Origin of the sequence: Pseudoalteromonas sp. 0802 (assembly GCF_013350085.1) — a bacterium.
Lineage (GTDB): Bacteria > Pseudomonadota > Gammaproteobacteria > Enterobacterales > Alteromonadaceae > Pseudoalteromonas.
In genome coordinates, this window is the sequence record NZ_JABVXE010000056.1 from 1 (window position 1) to 2,436 (window position 2,436).

Sequence of the window (2,436 nt, forward strand, 5' to 3'; positions counted from 1 at the left end):
AATTGGTAGACACAAGGGATTTAAAATCCCTCGCTGGTAACAGCGTGCCGGTTCAAGTCCGGCCCCGGGCACCATTTATATAAAATACCTCTTCTTTATTTCATTTATATTTTTTTTATAACCTCATCTGACTATTTTTTTATTGCCAAAATAGCTCTATAGTTTCCTTAGTCTTTTAAAATCAGCAAATGCGTTTTCAAGTTTTCAGCACTACTGAATTCACTAAATAGATCAAGGAAAGAGAATGGAGCAATTTAAACGTGGTTTAAATCAGTTTTGGGTAGGCGCCGTATTTGGGCTTTGTCTAGCGATCTCGTTAGTACTCCTTCCTGTTGCGATTATTATGTCGAACATTAACGACGTACTTAAAATTCATGAAATCAGTGTGCTTGTTGATAAAGTATCGACCGTCTTCGATAAATCAGAACAGGCTATTAGTAATGCCAAAGCGGCGCTAACCGATTTTGATAATGACGTGGTGATGGCTATGCTCACCGCCGTGCAATCTTATCAGCAACAATCGCAGCCATTATTAAGTGCAGAGCAAAAACAAGCATTAAAAGCGCAAATAAAAGAGCAGCTTGTTACGCAGCTTGAATCCAAACTTAACGAGCAACAGATTACATTCATATTGTCTGTTTTTGAAAAATTAGCAAATACAAAAAAGGGAGCACAATCGCTCCCCAATTAAGTAATAACTTGGCTTGATTATTTGCGCCACGCGCCTTTAGGAATAGTTTGATTTAGCTTTTTGTTTTGCGAAGGATCAAAAGTAGGTAATTTACCTGCCTTACGTTGTGTGTTGTAGTCCTTCGCGAGCCAAATAACGACGCCCGATAACATAAATAAAGCGATGACGTTAACAATAGCCATTAAACCCATCGAAACATCGGCAAGGGTCCATACTAATGGTAATTCTCCAAGCGCACCAAACATCACCATACCAAGTACCAGTAGTCGGAAGATCAACATACCCGATGCATGGTTATGCTCTAAGAACAATAAATTGGTTTCCGCGTAAGAATAATTAGCAACAATCGAGGTAAATGCAAAAAACAAAATTGCAATTGCAACAAAGGTGGCACCCCAGCTACCAACATGTTCTTCAAGGGCAGCTTGTGTTAACGCAATGCCAGTCACACCTGAATCAGGTATAAGCTGTTGTGATAATAAAATAAGTGCTGCAGTTGCAGAACATATAATAATTGTATCTACAAATACGCCGAGCATTTGTACATAACCTTGTGAGGCTGGGTGCGGTGGGTTAGGTGTTGCCGTTGCAGCAGCATTTGCAGCGCTACCCATACCAGCTTCATTAGAGAATAAGCCACGCTTAATACCCTGGATCATGGCCTGCATTACACCATAACCTATTGCACCCGCACCCGCTTGCTCGATACCAAAGGCACTATTAATAACATGCATAAATACGCCCGGTAATAAATCGTAGTTCATGGCACACACATAAAGTGCAACTAACAAATAAGCCAGCGCCATAAATGGCACAACCATTTCTGCAAAACGTGAAATAGTTTTTAAGCCACCAAAAATAATAATACCTGACCCTAATACTAAGCCGATACCTACAACATAGTTTGGAATACCAAACGCAACATCAAATGCAGCAGCAATAGAGTTTGATTGAACGGCATTAAACACCAATCCAAAAGCAAGAATAAGGCAAAGAGAAAAGATCACACCCATCCAACGTTTGCCCAAACCATATTCCATATAATAAGCAGGGCCACCGCGAAAGTTGCCATCTTCATCGACGGTTTTATATGCCTGAGCAAGAGTACTCTCGGCAAAACTTGTCGCCATACCTATTAAAGCAATAAGCCACATCCAGAAAATTGCACCGGCACCGCCTAAATAAAGTGCAACGGCAACACCTGCCATATTACCCGTACCAACTCGCGCAGCTAAAGAAGTACAAAATGCTTGGAATGAAGAAATGCCATCGCCAGAACCTTGGCGGCTCTGAAACATCACTTTGACCATATGTGGGAATTGAGTGAATTGAATAAAACCGAGTCGAAGAGTGAAAAATAGCCCCGCAGCTATTAAAAGGTAAACCAGAATGTGACCCCAAAGGAGACCACTTATACTATTTATAATGTCTGTCATTTTTCTTGCCTTGTGAGCGAGTGGAAAATCTGCGGCGCAAGTTACCATAACAAGCGAGGAGAGTTTAGTTATTCTGCTAAAAAACATCAGTTATCCACAGTTATTTGTGGGTAACCTGTTTGCGTTTAGTGGGTATCTGATCAATTTGAAAATAATCAAAAAAACCTTCAAAAAGTGCTTGCGTTAAAAATCCATCTCCCTATAATGCGACCCCACTGACACGGCGGGCAGTAACGAAAGGCGCTGAACAACGTAGCAGAGAGTTAAGTGAAACTTCGGTTTCAAATAATCGAAAGAAAGTTTGAAATT

Annotated in this window: 2 protein-coding genes; one reads left to right on the top strand and one right to left on the bottom strand. The window is 40.7% G+C overall.

The genetic code is table 11. The annotated features are described in order from the left end of the window. Positions 1 to 244 precede the first annotated feature (244 nt). Positions 245 to 691 (top strand): hypothetical protein, encoded by a 447-nt coding sequence (locus HUS61_RS21060; protein WP_175083664.1) that lies wholly within the window; start codon positions 245 to 247, stop codon positions 689 to 691. A 17-nt stretch (positions 692 to 708) separates the two neighbouring features. Here HUS61_RS21060 and HUS61_RS21065 read toward each other — a convergent pair whose 3' ends face one another. After that, positions 709 to 2,127, bottom strand: a complete 1,419-nt coding sequence (locus HUS61_RS21065; protein WP_175083665.1) for a sodium:alanine symporter family protein — start codon at positions 2,125 to 2,127, stop codon at positions 709 to 711. Between the last annotated feature and the right edge of the window lie 309 nt (positions 2,128 to 2,436).

Excerpts from the sequence above, each read along its gene's own strand:
- HUS61_RS21065 (WP_175083665.1), bottom strand. The coding sequence starts at position 2,127 with ATGACAGACATTATAAATAGTATAAGTGGTCTCCTTTGGGGTCACATT.
- HUS61_RS21060 (WP_175083664.1), top strand. The coding sequence starts at position 245 with ATGGAGCAATTTAAACGTGGTTTAAATCAGTTTTGGGTAGGCGCCGTA.